The following is a 16277-nucleotide window of genomic DNA, read 5'->3' on the forward strand; positions in this document are numbered from 1 at the left end:
TCTAGCTCTCATCCCCCTTCTTTCTTACCGCCCGAAAATGGAACCGCACAATCGTGCCCGCTCCCGCTTCGCTGCTAATCCGCAGCTCGCCGCCTTGCCTATGCATCAGCTGATAGCAGTAGGCAAGCCCGAGTCCGAAGTTCATCGTCTTGCCGCTCTTCGTCGTGAAGAACGGCTCAATGACCTTTCGCAGCTGCGATTTCTCGATTCCGATGCCTGTATCTGCAATTTCGATTGTGCTTCCACGTTTGCCGGCGATAACAGCAGCCGTCAACTGACCGCCGCCGGGCATCGCGTCAATGGCGTTCTGCAGCACATTATGGATCGCTTCGGATGTTTGCGCAGCATCCGCTATCGCTACCGCATTGTCAGCATAATGTGTTGTAATCGAGATTCCTTTCGCAGCCGCTTGTTGTTCAAGCGCTGAGATCTGCTCCTGCACAAGCGGAGACAAGCTCACTGCCTGCAACTGCAATTGCAGCTCCTGGGTCCGTTCATGCACGCTGCGGATCATCGCTTCGATATGCAACGCGGCTGTGCTGATGACGTTAATGTCCGCATGCAGTTCAACGTTTGCACCCGCTTCTCGCTTTATTTTGTCCGTGAACAGCTTCATCTTGCCGATATCGTTCTTGATCGCATGGTTCAACATCGCCGTCCCGCTCGTAATCGCCCGCAGCGAGTAGTTCAGCTGGCGACGCTCAATGAGCAGCTGCACACCGAGAAAGCCGACATTGAACAGCGCAACGATGAAGATGACGAATGCGAAGCCAATCGGATATACATTGTACCGCCACATCCGGTAGAGGCCCAGCAGCGGCAGCACATAATTCATCGTAACGGCTGCAAGGATAGCTGGCATCACTGCCACAAGTAGAATCCCATGCGCTCTACGTTCGGCAGGATGAACATGCTTCTTCGCCAGCAGCAGTGAGCCGCCAATCCCGAAGTATGGAACTGCCCATATCGCAAGCAGGTTATAGTGCACTGGATAGTCATCCGCAATCGGCAGCGCAAGCATCGCGAGCGGAAACAACAGAGCTAGCAGCGGCATGTGCCGCGATAGCCGTTCCGGCAATAGCTCCGCATTGTAAGATGAACCGAAGCATAGGAATCCGTACGGCAAGCCGTAGTAGCTCGTCCATGAGCAACAGCGCTGAATGATGCGCAGCACATGCTCGCCCGCGGAGTCGATGTCGCCGCTTGCAAGCAGAGAGACGATCCAGCCTTCAAGCACGGATGCGAGTGCCCCCATCCCGCCACAGAAGGAGACGAAGCTAAGCCAACGTCCGGCTGCATTCCGGCGATTGGCCGCGATAAGCAGCGCCGAAGCGATCCATAGTACGATCCACACGAATAGCATCTGACTAGTTGTCCCCCGGTTAACGATTTTTCATTATTATACCATGGTCCTCACACCCTGCTATAGCGCAAAAAAACGCTCCGGCTATCCCTATAGGGACGACCGGAGCGGTTTAACAAGTTAGATCAGGCTCATTTTGTCACGGCGGCCCGGAGACTTCCGCTTCTCAATTAACCGGTTCAAAGCGTCGATGTAAGCACGTGCGCTTGCTTCGAGAATATCCGTGCTCAGGCCGCGGCCTTGTGCGGATACATCCTCTTGCTTCAGCACAACATGCACTTCGCCAAGCGCATCTTTACCATGCGAGACGGACTTGATGGAGTAGTCCTCAAGCTCGACATTCTCCGTCGTCAAGCCGTCGATAGCGTTGTAAATCGCATCAACAGAGCCGTTGCCTTCTGCAGTCTGCTCTTTCACTTCGCCTTCCGCCGTACGAACGCGGATCGTAGCGCTAGGTACCGATTTGTTGCCATAGCTGACTTCAATCGTCTCAAGCGAATACACTTCCGGCGAGTCCGTCAGCTTCTCTTCGAGCATAGCACGGATGTCCTCGTCCATAACGTTCTTCTTCTTGTCTGCGAGGTCTTTGAACTTCGCGAATGCAGTGTTCACTGCTTCATCGTCCAGCTCATAGCCAAGATCGATCAGCTTCTCACGGAATGCCGCACGGCCGGAGTGCTTGCCAAGCACGAGCTTGGAATCGCGAAGGCCGATTGTCTCTGGAGAAATGATCTCATACGTCGTCTTCTCTTTCAGCATGCCGTCTTGATGAATGCCGGACTCATGTGCGAACGCGTTAGCGCCGACAATTGCCTTGTTGCCTGGAACGACCATGCCTGTCAGCTTGCTGACAAGACGGCTTGTCTTGGCAATTTCTTTCAGGTTAAGCGTCGTTGTCGCACCGAAGAAGTCTGCGCGCGTCGCAAGCGCCATTGCCACTTCCTCGATCGCCGTATTACCGGCACGCTCACCGATGCCGTTGATCGTACCTTCGATCTGGTCGGCACCGTTCAGAATCGCAGCTAGCGCATTCGCTGTCGCCATGCCGAGATCGTCATGACAGTGCGCGCTGAGCTGGATCTTCTCGATGCCAGGCACTTGCTCCTTGAGCGTCTTGAAGATATGACCGTATTCGGACGGGTTCATGTAGCCAACCGTATCCGGAATATTAACGACCGTCGCACCTGCGCGAATCGCCATATCCGTTACTTGGCACAAGAAGTCAAGCTCGGTACGGCCTGCATCCTCCGCCGAAAATTCGATTTTGCTAAAATATTGCTTCGCATACCGGATCGCACGCTCCGCTGTTTCCAGCACTTGTTCCTTCTCCATGCGCAGCTTATGCTTGCGGTGGATCGGGCTAGTCGCGAGGAACAGATGCAGGCAAGGGTCTTGCGCGCCCTTAAGCGCTTCAACCACTGCATCGATGTCCTGCTCGCGGGAACGCGCCAGGCCGATGACAGAGGCATTCTTGACCGCACGGGCAACGGCGTTCACCGCTGCCAGATCGCCTGGGGAAGCGGCCGGGAAGCCGGCTTCAATCCGGTCAACGCCTAGCTTCTCCAACTGGTAAGCGATCTCAAGCTTTTCCTTCGTATTCAGGTTTACACCAGGAGATTGCTCACCGTCACGAAGCGTCGTATCGAAAATATATATTTTACGCATTAGCTGCACCTCGAGACTCAAGAGTTCCGAAGATAGCGAAACGGCCCTAACGCCTCCAAGGGGAGACGCAGGGACCGGGGCGCTTATCCGGGTATTATACTTTCAAGTATTGCCGAATTATTTCTTGATCCAGTGCATCAATTCACGAAGTTGACCGCCAACCACTTCGATTGGGTGAGCAGCTTCGTTACGACGAGTTGCTGTCATGAATGCATTGTTCGATTGGTTCTCCAAGATGAAGTCGCGAGCGAATTTACCTTCTTGAATATCAGTCAGAACAGCTTTCATCGCTTTCTTCGTTTCGTCAGTAACGATACGAGGACCAGTTACATAGTCGCCGTATTCAGCTGTGTTCGAGATGGAGTCGCGCATTGTAGCAAGACCGCCTTCATACATCAGGTCAACGATGAGCTTCAGCTCATGCAGACACTCGAAGTATGCCATTTCTGGAGCGTAGCCAGCTTCAACCAAAGTTTCGAAACCTGCTTTAACGAGTGCAGTAGCACCGCCGCAGAGAACGGCTTGCTCACCGAACAAGTCTGTTTCTGTTTCTTCTTTGAACGAAGTTTCGATAACGCCTGCACGAGTACAGCCGATACCTTTTGCATATGCAAGACCGATTGCTTTCGCGTTGCCAGTAGCATCCTGCTCGATTGCGATCAGACCAGGAACGCCGAAGCCTTCAACGTAAGTACGACGAACCATGTGGCCCGGGGACTTAGGAGCAACGAGCAATACGTCTGTATCTTTACGAGGATTGATTTGACCAAAGTGAACGTTGAAGCCGTGGGAGAACATCAGAGCTGCGCCTTGCTTCAGGTTCGGCTCGATTTCTTCTTTGTACACGCGTGCTTGTGTTTCGTCAGGCATCAAGATTTGAACAACATCAGCAAGCTTTACAGCTTCGCTAACTGCAAGAACTTCGAAACCGTCGTTCTTCGCTTTCTCTGCGGATTTACCAGGGCGAAGGCCGATGATAACTTTCAGACCGCTGTCACGCAAGTTTTGTGCTTGAGCATGACCTTGACTACCGTAACCGATAACTGCGATTGTTTTGCTTTGCAGAACGCTTTGGTCTGCATCTTTTTCATAGTACAATGTAACTGCCATGTAAATGAAGCCTCCTTTAATTTAACCCTTTTGAGCGGGTGTTACAGAAGGGATTGCGGCGGCGGACTCTCTCATGCGCGAACAGCATCTGCATCTGCTCCCGCTTCATTCCCTCACTCTAACCCCCGCTCAAAAGCGGTGTGAACCCTCTTGTTATAACCTGCTGCCCGACGACTTGCTAACTTCGACTTTTATCCTATGAACGTGTTATCTAGCGTTACCACGGATCATCGCCGTAACGCCCGTACGAGAAAGCTCGCGAATGCCGTAAGGCTTCAGCAGCTCAATCATCGCATCAATCTTCTCGGAATCGCCAACAACTTGTACCATCAGCGAAGTCGTGCCGATATCAACAACTGCTGCGCGGAACGTCTCTACCACACCGAGAATCTCTGGGCGGGCTGTCGGATCAGCCGTTACCTTAATGAGCGCAAGCTCGCGGCCAACCATCGGATTCGCGCTAAGATCAACGACTTTAATGACGTCGATGAGCTTGTACAGCTGCTTTATCACTTGCTCCAAAGTGTTGTCATCGCCGGTTGTTACGATGACCATCCGGGACAAGCCGGCTTCCTCACTTGTCCCGACGGTGATGCTCTCAATATTGAAGCCGCGGCGTCCGAACAATCCGGATACGCGCTGGAGGACGCCTGGCTGGTCGTTTACGAGTACTGCTATCGTATGTCTCTTCATTCCGCATCCCCCATTAACATTTGATCAATTGTGGAGCCTTGTGTAACCATCGGATACACGTTCTCGTACTTGCGTACGACGAACTCCACAACTGCCGGACCATCATGATTCATTGCTTCTTGCCATACAGCGCGAGCATCTTCCTTGTTCGAAGCGCGGAAGCCGCGAACGCCGTAAGCTTCAGCCAATTTCACGAAATCCGGGCTGCCCGAAAGGTCGATATGGCTGTAACGGTTATCGTAGATCAGTTCCTGCCATTGGCGGACCATGCCGAGCACTTGATTGTTAATGATAACGACTTTAACCGGAATTTTGTTGATGGCGCAGATCGCGAGCTCTTGCGCACACATCTGCATACCGCCGTCGCCGTTAATCGAGATAACGAGACGATCCGGGTTCGCCATCTGAGCACCGATTGCCGAAGGGAAACCGAAGCCCATTGTACCAAGGCCGCCGGATGTTACCCACGAGCGCGGCTGCTTGAACTTGTAGTACTGCGCCGCCCACATTTGGTGCTGGCCAACGTCAGTCGTTACAATCGCTTCGCCTTTCGACTCTTCGTACAGCATTTCGATTACCCATTGCGGCTTCAGTTCTTCGTCGGAATCCGTGTAGCTGTACGGCTTCTCCGCTTTGGAGGCTGCCAGCTTAGCACGCCATGCATCAGCCTTCGCCGCGTACTGCACTTCTTTGTTCGCAAGCTGAAGCACTGTCTTCACATCGCCGACAATCGGAATGTCTGTCGGAACGTTCTTGCCAATCTCAGCTGGATCGATATCAACGTGAACGATCTTCGCTTTCGGCGCGAAGCCGGATAGCTTACCCGTTACGCGGTCATCGAAACGTGCGCCAATGTTGATCAGCAGGTCAGCATCTTGAATGGCTGTGTTCGATGTGTACGTGCCATGCATACCTGGCATACCGAGCCACAGGTCTTCGCCGCTTGGGAAAGCGCCAAGTCCGAGCAATGTCGTCGTTACCGGAATGCCAGACTTTATAATGAATTCGTACAATTCTTCATGGCCTCCGGAGTATACAACGCCGCCGCCTGCCAATACGATCGGGCGCTCTGCTTCCGCGATTGCCTTGATCATCTTGTCAATTTGCAGCTTATTAGGTGTTACTGTCGGGCTGTAGCCGCGAATATTAATTTCAGTCGATGGCTCGAACAGGGCGAGCTCAGCCGAAACGTCCTTCGGAATATCAATGAGTACCGGACCCTTACGGCCAGTGTTCGCGATATGGAACGCCTCGTGAATGATACGCGGCAGATCAGCTGCCTTGCGTACCAGATAGCTATGTTTCGTAATCGGCATCGTGATGCCGGTAATGTCTGCTTCTTGGAATGCATCCGTTCCGATCAGCGTAGTCGCAACGTTGCCGGTAATGACGACAAGCGGTACCGAGTCCATAAACGCAGTCGCGATTCCTGTGACAAGGTTTGTAGCTCCCGGTCCCGATGTTGCAATACATACGCCAACTTTACCGCTAGCCCGCGCATAGCCGTCGGCCGCATGAATGGCGCCTTGCTCGTGACGGGTCAGCAGATGGTGGAAGTCCGAGAATCCGTGCATGGCATCGTAGATGTACAATACCGCGCCGCCTGGGTAACCGAAGACGCACTCCACATCCTCCAGCACCAAGCTGCGAAGCAAAATTTCTGAGCCGGAAATGACCTCCGGTTTCTTCAGGTTTTCTTTTATTTCTTCTTTTGACCTTAACGTTGCATGTTGAGCGTCCATTAAGTCGTCCTCCCTTCCAAGTGTAAACGGCTGTCGCCGACTTCTGACGGCAAAAGCTTAAGTTTATAAAAACAAAAAAACCTTTCGTTCCTAGAGCGAGCATATCGCCTAGGGACGAAAGGTTTAGCTTCCGTGGTACCACCCAAATATGTTATACGCCTCACAGCGCATAACCTCATAAGGTTAGAACGAGAGTTCGTTCTACCTTGGCACATTAACGTGTGCCTTACGATTTCCCCTAATGCGGTTCGCTTACGCGTTCCTTTTCAGGGAAACAGCTCCGAGGTGAGCTCGTTGGAAAGGGGTTTTGGCGTCGGTTTCAGCAGTTCCGCACGCTCTCTGGAGCAAAAGAGCCCTTAACACTTCGTCCTCTTCATAGCCGTTCAATTATTAGCTTATCGCTTATTATATGCGTCTGGGTACCATTCGTCAAGCAAAACAATGAACAAAAATTTATTACTTTCTGATATTTCAAAACTTAGCTTTGGGCTTCATTTGAAAAAGTTATGTACCCGCATATCCCACGTAATCGCGAGGCATACACCATCCGCATAGAATATAGAATCCTATAGGCCAGAAAGAAGGTTCCCGACCCATGATTCGAGCCAGACGCGCTCGTATTGATGACGATGAAATCATCCGTCTCATTAAGTGTGAACTCATTCCGCTCTCACACACAGCCTCTCCACGAGACGCACAAACGATACGCGAGCTGCCCCGGCGGCTTAGCGAAGGTGTGACGCTTGTCAGTTCCCGTTCAAAGTCCAGCTTGCCGCAAGGCTTCATCCATTTCTATACACGCGGCGACCGGCTGCTGCTCGATATGCTCGTCGTTCATCCACAGCACCGGGGCAGACAACTCGGTACAAGTCTACTGTACAATGCCGAAGTGCATGCACGCAAAGCAGGCTGCAGCTCAGCTACCTTGTTCGTCGATTACTCAAATCCAAGAGCCCAGCGGCTCTATTCGCGGCTGGGCTTTCAGACTGTTCGAGCTTATCCTGATCTTCGCTGTTACGAAATGTTCAAGCGCCTGGATTAATAGAAAGGCGTATTGTTATAGCCACCAAATTGCTGGCCATCATAACCAGGTCCTGGTCCAATACCGCCTATCCCGCCTGGGTAACCTCCTGGGAATCCGCCTGGGCCGCCTGGAAACCCTCCTCCTGGGTAACCGCCGCCACAGCCGCCGCCGCAGCCGCCTCCCCAGCCGCCTCCCCAGCCACCGCCCCAACCGCCGCCTGCGAATAGGCCGATAACGAGCAGATCGAACAACACGAGTGGGATGATCGCCCTTGTCCCTGCTTTCTTATCAGCATCGAGCGGGCTGATCAGTAGCTTGCTATTATGAGCATGAACGAGCTTGCCGGTTACGACGGAGCCGTCTTTGCGTACTGCGTAGATCGTTTTACCGACGAGCTGCTGCACTTGCTGCTGTGAAACACGTTGACGTTGACGTTGCATAATATCCCTCCTCTCAACATTTAGACTACATGCTGCAATGACCTTCTACGGCAATTGACCATTACTGTCATCTGTCTCGAGAGTGTAAATGTCGTTGTCCTATACTCTATTCGCTAGCAGCTGTTTGCGCTTGTACCTTTGTCCCTATGACAACAAACCAAAAGAACATACTAAAAAAGAGCGCCCCTCTGCGTAGCAGAAAGGCGCTCTCTATCATGAAACGTGTAAGCGGTAGGCCTACGCGTTTACTTTTTGTTTTGCAAGGCTTGCAAAAGAGTTGAACGAGTTGATGTCGTTCACTGCAAGGTCAGCAAGCATTTTGCGGTTTACTTCAACGCCCGCAAGCTTCAAACCGTACATGAATTTGCTGTAGGACAGGCCGTTTTGGCGAGCTGCAGCATTGATACGAACGATCCACAGTTTGCGGATGTCGCGTTTGTGTTGACGACGGTCACGGTATGCGTAAAGCAAGGATTTCATTACTTGCTCTTTCGCTGTTTTAAACAGGCGATGCTTTGAACCGAAATAACCTTTTGCTAGCTTCAAAATTCTTTTACGACGACGTGCGCGGACGAATCCGCCTTTAACTCTTGCCATGAGTAGAAACCTCCCGAGTATATTTATACGAAATTAGATCGATCTAATTAACCTTTGATGTTTGCAAGGCCTTGTTGCAGACGTTTGAAATCGCCTTTAGCCAAGTTTGGTTGAGTGTTCAATACACGCTTCTGACGGGACGATTTGCCGGAAAGAAGGTGATTCTTGTACGCTTTGTAACGAATTACCTTACCAGTACCTGTGATTTTGAAGCGGTCTTTAAGACTGCTATGTGTTTTCATTTTAGGCATTTTGATGATCCTCCTCAATGATTGATTATTAAGTCGCTTTCGGTGCTAGAATCATGATCATGCTGCGACCCTCAAGCTTCGGTACACGCTCCATGACACACAAGTCAGCAACTTCGATTGCAAGCCGATCCAGAATCTTCTGGCCGACAGATGCATGTGTAATTTCACGTCCACGGAAACGAACAGAACATTTCACTTTATCGCCTTCACCCAGAAACTTCACGACATTACGGAATTTCGTTTGGTAGTCATTCTCGTCAATGTTAGCACGGAACCAAACTTCCTTCGTGTCTACGATTTTCTGATTTTTGCGAGCTTCTTTATCTTTCTTTTGCTGCTCATAACGGAATTTGCCATAGTCCATGACTCTGCACACCGGCGGTTTCGCTGTCGGTGCAACGTTCACCAGGTCCATGTTCAAATCGATTGCCAATTGCAGTGCCTCGCGGAAAGGCTTAATACCAAGTTGCTCGCCTTCTGAACCGACGACGCGCACTTCTCTGGCCCGAATTTCATCGTTGATTTGATGTTCCCTGCTAATAACCTGCCACCTCCAAAAATTATGAATCAAGCAAAGCATCAAGCAAAACAAAAAATGCGGATCCGTTATTAGGACCCGCATTCCATTAACCAAGATCGTAGGCTTTTCAAAAGCAACATAATGTTGCTGCCTGTTACAATCATCGATCGCATACCATTCAGCCGTTGGCCGAGTAGGTGAGAAGCGGGTGCTTCTGCTTGTGCGTACACATCTTATGAGTGTTCAAGAGATGTTACTGAAATACTATAGCATGATGCAACAACTGTAGTCAACCCTTTGACTAAACTTGCTTGCTTTGCACATCATCCAATCGCAACACACGCGTATGCTGCGTATGGCTCCATTGCTTGTTGTTCTGCGTGAAGAATGCGTAGCAAGTGATCGGCAGCCATGAAAGTTGGAAGATCACCATGGAGAACAGGTGCGCAAACATTTTCCCAGACTTGATACCTTCAAGTGCCATAACAAGCGGGAACATTATCGCCGTCAGGAAGATCGCCAGCGGCGCAACCCAATTCGGCGCGTAATAATAAATGGATGTAAACATATTGTCTGCTGGAATGATGTTATCCATCCAGAGCATAGCTGTTACGATAAAACCAAGGAACGTATTGTAAACCGAGATCGAGTATAGCGCCGCGTCGAACTTCACGAAGCTGCGTTCTTTAATGCTCGCCCATAGCAGCGGGAAGAAATAGCTGCGGGCTACAGTAAAGTGACCTTGCATCCAGCGAAGACGCTGTCTGGACGAAGCCTTGAAGCTTAAAGGCTTCTCATCATATACTTTCGCATCGTAGTTCAGAACAGGATGAATGCCGCGCTTCACGCAGCGCATTGAGAACTCCAAGTCCTCGACAAGGCTCGTCGCGCCCCAGCCCATTTCCTTGAGCAAGGCGGATTCGAAGCACATGCCCGTACCGCCGAGGTAGTTGGCCATGTTCAAGTTTCTGCGGGACAGCTGCCACAGACGGTTGCAGTACCAGTAAGTGATCGCATACGAAGCGGTAACCCATGAATCTGTAGGGTTCTTCGTGTCCAGGTAACCTTGGATGACCTTGCGGCCTTCGCACAGGTCGTTGTTCATATGCGTCAGGAAGTCGTTGCCGACCAGGTTATCTGCGTCAAACATGACAATGCCGTCGTATTGGCGAGGCATCGCCCAGAGTTCCTTCAGCATCCATTCAATTGCGTGGCCCTTTCCGCGCAGATGCGGATTTTTGCGTTCCATCGCATGGACGCCCATGCTGCGTGCAATGTCTGCCGTATTATCCGTACAGTTATCGCAAATAACAAAGATATCGTAAAGCTCTTTCGGGTAGTCGAGGTTCTTCAAATTCTCGATCAGCGCCCCAACCACTTGAGCTTCGTTGTGAGCTGCAACGAGAACCGCGAACGACTTCTGCGGATCATGCTTCGTTTCCTTCCGTTTCCTTACAATACCGAACAAGGAAATAACAAATTGATACACGCCGACAAACGCCAAAAAGACTTGAAACATAATAATAATCGTATTGAACATTTACTTGTACTGCCCCCTTGAGACCCCATTTTTATCTTCTCTCTAGTTTCTTTATACGCTCTTTATTCATGGTGACTGCGGCTGCGGTTTGTATTTTTATATTTATATCGCAACCTTAATGATTCTCCACACAATGCGTCTGTTTGTCAAAAGTAGAAATTGCCTTTCAAACGCCAAGAAATCGGAGAAAAGCGCTTGCATTGGGATTTTAACGGAAGGTAAAGCTTGTTTCCTGCCGTTTTACCCGTATTTCATACATTTACGATTAATCCAAGGCACTCACTCTCAATAAACGTTGTTGAAAGCAGTAAGGTTTCATCATGTCACCTGCCAATGTGACGAATTGATGAATTCACAGCCGGCTGCTGCTCCGCTTGCTCCATATTCGATAGCAGTTCTTCGAATATAGCCTCCCAAGACTGTCTCATGCTGTGTGCCAGACCTCTTGCGACCAACCTTTTTCTCAGTTCCTCATCCAAATAGATTCGCTCAAGCGCCTCGCAGAACGCATCGGCATTGCCCGGCTCGCAGAGCAGTCCGTTCCACTCATGATTGACCGTATCGACGACACCGCCGCTGTCTGCACAGATAACTGGCGTACCGCATGCCATTGCCTCAAGCACGACATTGCCGAACGTCTCGGTTGGCGAAGGGAACAGCAGTACATCTGCTGCCGCATACCACTGCTGAAGCTTCGGCATGCCTGTAAAGCCGAGTAACCGCGTGTTGATCCCCTCGCGCACCGCCTGCTGCTTCAGCTGCTGCATCTGCGGACCGTCCCCGGCCAGCACGAATACGGCATCTTGATTCACTTCACGCTGGAACTTTGCGAAAGCAGCTACGGCTGTATCCACATTTTTCTCCGGAGCCATTCTGCCAACATAGAGAACGACAAACTGACTCTCTGCAATCTCTTGCTCTGCAAGCAGTGCAGCACGATCTACATTCGGATGAAAATGCTTCGTTTCGATGCCGCGCGTCCATACGGAGAGTCGCTCTTCATCCCAACCGCGCTCAGCAAGACCATGCAAAGTCGAGGCGGAAGGCACGAAGATGCGCCGGCAGTCCTGATGGAACCATTCAAGGTACCTCCATAACATCTTAACCATCCAATGGATATTGTAAAACGCCAAATAACGGTCAAAATGTGTATGATATGAAGCAACGAGCGGAATATTGTGTTTTCGGGCATAATGAACGCCGCAAAGGCCCATGTTGAATGGCGTTGCGACGTGGATCAAGGTCGGCTGGAACTGTTCCAGCGCACGGCGCATATGAATGGGATTCGGCAGCGCTAGGCGGCATTCCGGATAGAGGACGAAGGGCATGCTCATGAACCGTTCCACGAACGGCGAAGACTCCCGCTGGGCGGCAGAGGCTGGATTCGGGGCAAATACAAGACAAGGAATATCGCGCTTCCGCAGAAAATGCTCCCACTTCTCAAGTGTTCGAGCTACTCCGTTGACATCGGGTGCATAAGTGTCTGTAAACAAGGCAAGACGCATATCTAATCGCCTCCAATTGCTTATGCCGCGATTGCGCAGCCAGCTTATACTACCAGTATATGGAGGCTGTATTACCGCCATATCAATTGTTCATGAAAGGATCGTTAAGAATTCATAATCGCTTATTAAACCGTTGATATGGCGTAAACAATTCCCCTTTACACTGATACCAAACAGTGGATGACGAGAGCCGATTACAACTTGGGAGGGAAAAAGAATGGTCAATATGATGTTCTGGGTCCTTACACATGATCAGCGCTTGTTAATGTGGGCAAACCGCAGGCCGTCGCATCGAGGACTAAACGTATGGTTAAGCAGATGGCTCGGCACGATCACGCATACAGGCGGAGCTTCATTTACGCTTGTGACCGCTTTGCTGATCGCCTTGCTTGGATCAGGCTCCTGGAGCAATGCGGGTTGGCAATGCCTCGTCGCTACCGCAATCAGTCACATTCCTGTCGCTATCGTCAAACGTAAATTTAGCCGGCTTCGCCCCTACCAAGCGCTTCCAAGCGTAAATGCATGCAAAAAGCCGCTATGCGACTCCTCTTTTCCATCGGGTCACACAACGGCTATATTTGCTTGGCTTATGCCATGGTTGTTAGTTGATGCAGCACTGCTTCCGCTTCTGCTGCCGGTTGCCATTTTGTTAGGCGTTTCCGTAGGCTGGTCGCGCATGTACCTTGGCTTGCATTATCCTTCCGACGTCGCTGTCGGCGCCATACTCGGCTCGTCTTCTTCATTATTCATCTCTGCTGCTTGGTCATCATTCTTCTGAGCAGCGAGCTTCGCTTCTTTATGTGCCGCAATGGCTTTCTCGCCGATGACGACTTCGACGCGGTGAATGTTGTTGCCGAGCTCCACGAACTTCGATTCATATTCGGTCAGCACGAGATCATCACGCAGCGTTTCCTTGTGAAGATGAAGGGCTATGTTACGCATATGAAGCTCCATATCCGCAAAGCTGTTCAGCGAGAACTCAAACAGCGACTGCGAGTCTGTCTTGAAATGAATCTCCCCGTACTCATTCAGAATCTCCATATATTTGGCCACGAAGCGAGGATGCGTGAGCCTTCTGCGCGCATGCTTAGCCTTCGGCCATGGGTCGGAGAAGTTCAGGTGAATACGCTGAATTTCGCTTGGTGCGAACATGCTCTCAATGCCTTCAATATTCGCTCGCAGCAGCGCAAGATTCGGCGGGCTGTCCACGCCGTGCTCTTCCCATGCCAATCTTGCTTTGTCGCTGGCGCGGCGGATAAGCTCATCGTACATGTCGACGCCGATAAAGTTGATATGCGGATTGCGCACGCTCATGTCGCTGATGAAGCGGCCCTTCCCCATGCCCAGCTCAATATAAATCGGATTGTCATTGCCGAAGAATTCCTTCCAGCGGCCCTTATGCGGTGCTGCATCCAAAACGACAAGCTCCGGCTGGGCTTCCAGACTTTCCAAAATCCCTTTTCTTCCTCTAAGACGCATATGAATTGATTCCTCCACGTATTGATCGCAGGTTTTACCGCGTTAACTAGTCCTTATTGTGCCCGAATTCCGTGCTGCTTGTAAAGTACGCGCCTGCCAGTGTCTAGAAAAAAACAAAAAAGCCGAGGGCGCCATGGACGCCGCTCGGCTTCATCTCATATCCGATTAATTCAAGTACTGACGCGCTGTGCCGTCTTGCGACTCCAGCAGGTCATGCAGCTTCTTACGTGCGGAAACTTCAACTTTATGGTTATCGTAGAAACGGATGCCGGCAAGCGACATGAGCTCTTTTCTCGTTAGTTCAACAGTTACCTTCTCATCGCCATTAGGGATTTTCACTTGATTATTCATTCCTCATCACCTCAACTGGTTTTTTCAAAAACGAATTTCCAGATATAAACCTTACATGAAAAGTGGTTTGAAGAGGGCTATGATTTTGTCATTTTCATTGATCTGTCGCTCTTTTAATATAACACTTCATGTTAGGTATAGCAAGCCCTTTTCGCAAATAAATTAACGTTTTTTTCGCCCTTTCTTCCAGCTTGTCCACGCCTTAAAGATGGCGTTTTACTCGGATTTTCGTTATGATTGTACTTAGTCAATTTCGCGAACTACAAGCAAGAGGAGCTACTAAGATGAAGGTTCATACCGAAACTACTGCCGTTACCGCTACGCCTAGGCTATGGAACGACAAACGGTTTCATACATGGAATTACGAAATGCGAGAGCAATTCGGCGGTAAAGTGTTTAAAGTGATGCTCGATGCTGGGTTTACCTGTCCAAACCGCGACGGCTCAATTGCAAAAGGTGGCTGCACTTTCTGCAGCGCACGCGGATCAGGCGATTTCGCCGGAAGTAGGCGGGACGATCTAGTGACCCAGTTTAACAACATTCGAGACCTGCAGCATAAGAAATGGCCGGAAGCGCAATATATCGGCTATTTCCAGGCTTATACGAATACGTATGCGCCTGTAGAGGAGCTGCGGGAATATTATGAAGCCATTCTCGTTCAGCCCGGCGTAGTCGGCCTGTCGATTGCAACCCGGCCGGATTGCCTGCCGGATGATGTCGTCGATTACTTGGCGGAGCTGAATGAGCGCACATATTTGTGGATAGAGATGGGCTTGCAGACGATTCACGAATCGACGTCGGAGCTCATCAACCGTGCGCATGATACCGCCTGCTACGAGGATGCTGTCAAGCGACTGCGTGCCCGCGGCATTCGTGTATGCGCGCATATTATCTATGGCTTGCCGCAAGAGACGCACGAAATGATGCTGGGTACAGGCAAAGCGGTTGCGGCGATGGATGTACAGGGCATCAAGATTCACCTGCTCCATCTCATGCGCAAGACGCCGATGGTGAAGCAGTACGAAGCAGGCTTGCTCCGCTTCCTCGATCAGGACGAGTATGTGAAGCTGATCGTCGATACGCTGGAGCTGATGCCGCCGGAGATGATTGTGCATAGGCTTACTGGCGATGCGCCGCGTGATCTGCTTATCGGTCCGATGTGGAGCTTGAAGAAATGGGAAGTGCTAAACAGCATCGACCATGAGCTGGCTCGGCGCGAGACATGGCAAGGCCGCTTGTGGGAGGCGCAGTAAGTTGGGCTTTCTCAGCGTGCTCAGCATGGCGCATAAGCTGGTGAAGGAGCGCACTGCGAGCGGCGATACCGTCATTGACGCCACATGCGGCAACGGCGTCGATACGCAGTTTCTATGCGAGCTTGTTGGGTCTCGCGGCACGATCTACGCCTTCGATATTCAAGCGGAGGCGCTTGAGCGTACGCTGCAGCGTCTGTTTGGCGACAGCAAGGCTGAGGCAGATGTGGCGATGGCAGATCATGTGGCAGACCGCGAGGCGGATCGTGAGGCGGATCGTGAGGCAAAGCGCGATATGGATCATGAAGCAAACCGTGAGGCGGATCATAAAGCAAACCGTGAGGCGGATCATGAAGCAAACCGTGATGCGGATCGCATAGCGAAGCTGCAACTGGTGCATGCCAGCCATGCCGAGATGGACAAGCATGTTGCGGCCGATGCTCATGGCAAAGTCGCTGCGGTCATGTTCAACCTCGGCTACTTGCCTGGCGCCGATCAGAGCATCATCACAACAACAGACGGGACAATTGCCGCACTCGAAGCTGCGATCTCTCTGCTGCGCAAAGGCGGCATCCTGACCGTCGTCCTCTATCCCGGTCATCCCGGCGGCGCCGAAGAAGCGGATGCGGTTACCCGCTTCGCTTCCGAGCTGCCGCAGCACGTTGCGCAGGCCGTACTGTACCGAATGACACAGAAAGCAGAAGCACCTTATTTGTTAGCGATTGAGAAGCGGTAAATCCCATTATC

17 protein-coding genes and 1 other annotated feature are annotated in these 16277 nt (G+C 51.2%); of the genes, 4 read left to right on the plus strand and 13 right to left on the minus strand.

Annotated elements, in window-relative coordinates:
- Position 1: 1 nt before the first annotated feature.
- The 5 genes from BMY11_RS13035 to ilvB all read right to left on the minus strand — a co-directional run bounded on the left by BMY11_RS13035 (position 2) and on the right by ilvB (position 6573).
- A complete protein-coding gene (locus tag BMY11_RS13035) occupies positions 2–1363 on the minus strand; it encodes a sensor histidine kinase (protein WP_090576342.1) in 1362 nt (453 codons plus the stop codon).
- A gap of 120 nt (positions 1364–1483) precedes the next feature.
- Complete coding sequence (locus tag BMY11_RS13040; RefSeq protein ID WP_090576786.1) at positions 1484–3028, minus strand: 2-isopropylmalate synthase; 1545 nt, start codon at positions 3026–3028, stop codon at positions 1484–1486.
- A gap of 117 nt (positions 3029–3145) precedes the next feature.
- On the minus strand, positions 3146–4138 hold the full coding sequence (gene ilvC, locus BMY11_RS13045; protein ID WP_090576345.1) for a ketol-acid reductoisomerase: 993 nt from the start codon (positions 4136–4138) through the stop codon (positions 3146–3148).
- Between the two features lie 207 nt (positions 4139–4345).
- Positions 4346–4831, minus strand: coding sequence for an acetolactate synthase small subunit (gene ilvN / locus BMY11_RS13050; protein ID WP_090576348.1), 486 nt, complete (start codon positions 4829–4831; stop codon positions 4346–4348).
- Positions 4828–6573, minus strand: coding sequence for a biosynthetic-type acetolactate synthase large subunit (gene ilvB, locus BMY11_RS13055; RefSeq protein WP_090576351.1), 1746 nt, complete (start codon positions 6571–6573; stop codon positions 4828–4830). Before ilvB ends, ilvN begins: the two co-directional genes overlap by 4 nt.
- Positions 6574–7168: 595 nt before the next feature.
- Here ilvB and BMY11_RS13060 point away from each other — a divergent pair.
- Positions 7169–7615, plus strand: coding sequence for a GNAT family N-acetyltransferase (locus BMY11_RS13060; protein WP_090576354.1), 447 nt, complete (start codon positions 7169–7171; stop codon positions 7613–7615).
- On the opposite strand, the gene BMY11_RS13065 is transcribed toward BMY11_RS13060, so the two are convergent.
- The 6 genes from BMY11_RS13065 to BMY11_RS13090 form a co-directional block, all read right to left on the minus strand.
- The gene (locus tag BMY11_RS13065; protein WP_090576357.1) at positions 7612–8037 is read right to left on the minus strand and encodes a hypothetical protein; all 426 of its coding nucleotides are present in this window, start codon (positions 8035–8037) and stop codon (positions 7612–7614) included. The two genes, BMY11_RS13060 and BMY11_RS13065, sit on opposite strands and share 4 nt — an antisense overlap.
- Positions 8038–8274: 237 nt before the next feature.
- Positions 8275–8634 (minus strand): 50S ribosomal protein L20, encoded by a 360-nt coding sequence (gene rplT / locus BMY11_RS13070; protein ID WP_090576360.1) that lies wholly within the window; start codon positions 8632–8634, stop codon positions 8275–8277.
- A 47-nt stretch (positions 8635–8681) separates the two neighbouring features.
- Positions 8682–8885, minus strand: coding sequence for a 50S ribosomal protein L35 (rpmI, locus tag BMY11_RS13075; RefSeq protein ID WP_090576365.1), 204 nt, complete (start codon positions 8883–8885; stop codon positions 8682–8684).
- A gap of 28 nt (positions 8886–8913) precedes the next feature.
- The gene (infC, locus tag BMY11_RS13080; protein ID WP_090576789.1) at positions 8914–9465 is read right to left on the minus strand and encodes a translation initiation factor IF-3; all 552 of its coding nucleotides are present in this window, start codon (positions 9463–9465) and stop codon (positions 8914–8916) included.
- A 3-nt stretch (positions 9466–9468) separates the two neighbouring features.
- Positions 9469–9631 (minus strand) — a sequence feature (ribosomal protein L20 leader region).
- A gap of 75 nt (positions 9632–9706) precedes the next feature.
- Positions 9707–10945, minus strand: coding sequence for a glycosyltransferase family 2 protein (locus tag BMY11_RS13085; protein ID WP_090576369.1), 1239 nt, complete (start codon positions 10943–10945; stop codon positions 9707–9709).
- Between the two features lie 323 nt (positions 10946–11268).
- Positions 11269–12450 carry a glycosyltransferase family 4 protein gene (locus BMY11_RS13090; protein WP_090576372.1) on the minus strand — a complete coding sequence of 394 codons (1182 nt, stop codon included), beginning with the start codon at positions 12448–12450 and terminating at the stop codon, positions 11269–11271.
- 217 nt (positions 12451–12667) lie between these two features.
- Between BMY11_RS13090 and BMY11_RS13095 the strand changes: the two genes are divergently transcribed.
- Positions 12668–13228 carry a phosphatase PAP2 family protein gene (locus tag BMY11_RS13095; protein WP_090576375.1) on the plus strand — a complete coding sequence of 187 codons (561 nt, stop codon included), beginning with the start codon at positions 12668–12670 and terminating at the stop codon, positions 13226–13228.
- On the opposite strand, the gene trmB is transcribed toward BMY11_RS13095, so the two are convergent.
- Entirely contained in the window at positions 13144–13929 is a 786-nt protein-coding gene (gene trmB / locus BMY11_RS13100) for a tRNA (guanosine(46)-N7)-methyltransferase TrmB (protein WP_090576377.1), read from the minus strand. The genes BMY11_RS13095 and trmB overlap by 85 nt on opposite strands.
- A gap of 165 nt (positions 13930–14094) precedes the next feature.
- A complete protein-coding gene (locus BMY11_RS13105) occupies positions 14095–14280 on the minus strand; it encodes a hypothetical protein (RefSeq protein ID WP_090576380.1) in 186 nt (61 codons plus the stop codon).
- Between the two features lie 284 nt (positions 14281–14564).
- Between BMY11_RS13105 and BMY11_RS13110 the strand changes: the two genes are divergently transcribed.
- Together BMY11_RS13110 and BMY11_RS13115 are read left to right on the plus strand one after the other, a co-directional pair.
- Positions 14565–15533, plus strand: a complete 969-nt coding sequence (locus tag BMY11_RS13110) for a tRNA modification radical SAM protein MnmL/YtqA (RefSeq protein ID WP_090576384.1) — start codon at positions 14565–14567, stop codon at positions 15531–15533.
- Between the two features lies 1 nt (position 15534).
- On the plus strand, positions 15535–16266 hold the full coding sequence (locus BMY11_RS13115; RefSeq protein WP_143069263.1) for a class I SAM-dependent methyltransferase: 732 nt from the start codon (positions 15535–15537) through the stop codon (positions 16264–16266).
- The last annotated feature ends 11 nt before the right edge of the window (positions 16267–16277 follow it).

This window comes from Paenibacillus sp. OV219 (assembly GCF_900110075.1).
Lineage (GTDB): Bacteria > Bacillota > Bacilli > Paenibacillales > Paenibacillaceae > Paenibacillus_Z.

Coding starts and splice junctions, on each gene's coding strand:
- BMY11_RS13065 (WP_090576357.1), bottom strand. CDS start 8,037: ATGCAACGTCAACGTCAACGTGTTTCACAGCAGCAAGTGCAGCAGCTC.
- rplT (WP_090576360.1), bottom strand. CDS start 8,634: ATGGCAAGAGTTAAAGGCGGATTCGTCCGCGCACGTCGTCGTAAAAGA.
- ilvN (WP_090576348.1), bottom strand. CDS start 4,831: ATGAAGAGACATACGATAGCAGTACTCGTAAACGACCAGCCAGGCGTC.
- ilvC (WP_090576345.1), bottom strand. CDS start 4,138: ATGGCAGTTACATTGTACTATGAAAAAGATGCAGACCAAAGCGTTCTG.
- BMY11_RS13060 (WP_090576354.1), top strand. CDS start 7,169: ATGATTCGAGCCAGACGCGCTCGTATTGATGACGATGAAATCATCCGT.
- BMY11_RS13035 (WP_090576342.1), bottom strand. CDS start 1,363: ATGCTATTCGTGTGGATCGTACTATGGATCGCTTCGGCGCTGCTTATC.
- BMY11_RS13095 (WP_090576375.1), top strand. CDS start 12,668: ATGGTCAATATGATGTTCTGGGTCCTTACACATGATCAGCGCTTGTTA.
- ilvB (WP_090576351.1), bottom strand. CDS start 6,573: ATGGACGCTCAACATGCAACGTTAAGGTCAAAAGAAGAAATAAAAGAA.
- BMY11_RS13090 (WP_090576372.1), bottom strand. CDS start 12,450: ATGCGTCTTGCCTTGTTTACAGACACTTATGCACCCGATGTCAACGGA.
- BMY11_RS13040 (WP_090576786.1), bottom strand. CDS start 3,028: ATGCGTAAAATATATATTTTCGATACGACGCTTCGTGACGGTGAGCAA.
- infC (WP_090576789.1), bottom strand. CDS start 9,465: ATGCTTTGCTTGATTCATAATTTTTGGAGGTGGCAGGTTATTAGCAGG.
- rpmI (WP_090576365.1), bottom strand. CDS start 8,885: ATGCCTAAAATGAAAACACATAGCAGTCTTAAAGACCGCTTCAAAATC.
- BMY11_RS13085 (WP_090576369.1), bottom strand. CDS start 10,945: ATGTTCAATACGATTATTATTATGTTTCAAGTCTTTTTGGCGTTTGTC.
- BMY11_RS13110 (WP_090576384.1), top strand. CDS start 14,565: ATGAAGGTTCATACCGAAACTACTGCCGTTACCGCTACGCCTAGGCTA.
- trmB (WP_090576377.1), bottom strand. CDS start 13,929: ATGCGTCTTAGAGGAAGAAAAGGGATTTTGGAAAGTCTGGAAGCCCAG.
- BMY11_RS13105 (WP_090576380.1), bottom strand. CDS start 14,280: ATGAATAATCAAGTGAAAATCCCTAATGGCGATGAGAAGGTAACTGTT.